Origin of the sequence: Paenibacillus sp. 203, assembly GCF_037027525.1 — a bacterium.
In the GTDB taxonomy this organism is placed as follows: domain Bacteria; phylum Bacillota; class Bacilli; order Paenibacillales; family Paenibacillaceae; genus Paenibacillus; species Paenibacillus polymyxa_B.
Genome location: NZ_JAXCHD010000056.1, coordinates 1 through 407, shown reverse-complemented (window position 1 = coordinate 407; position 407 = coordinate 1). Strand labels below are relative to the sequence as shown.

Below are 407 nucleotides of genomic sequence, written 5' to 3'. Positions count from 1 at the left end.
CCCCCTCCCCGCCTGCGATCTGCGTCCACATCTGCGATTTTCGTCAGCATTCACACCCCACCCGCGCATGCCCTGACGGCGGTGCCGCCGGCTCGTCGGGCCGCAGCCGCGTCGCGCTCCGATAGTCTCCACGCATGGCTGATTTCGCGTACTCCGACCTGCTGCCCACCGGCGAGGACACGACCACCTACCGCAAGCTGACGAGCGACGGGGTGCGCACGCTCGAGGGCCCCGGCGGGCGTACCTTCCTCGAGGTCGACCCCTCGGCCCTGGAGACGTTGTCGGCCACCGCGATGCACGACATCGCGCACTATCTGCGTACGTCTCACCTCGCGCAGCTGCGCAAGATCCTCGACGATCCCGAGGCGAGCAACAACGACAAGTTCGTCGCGCTCGACCTGCTCAAG

Annotated in this window: 1 pseudogene; it reads left to right on the top strand. The window is 67.8% G+C overall.

Features of this window, described 5'->3' with window-relative positions:
- Positions 1 to 134: 134 nt before the first annotated feature.
- Positions 135 to 407 (top strand): annotated as a pseudogene (locus WA407_RS26355) (hypothetical protein); the annotation flags it as partial.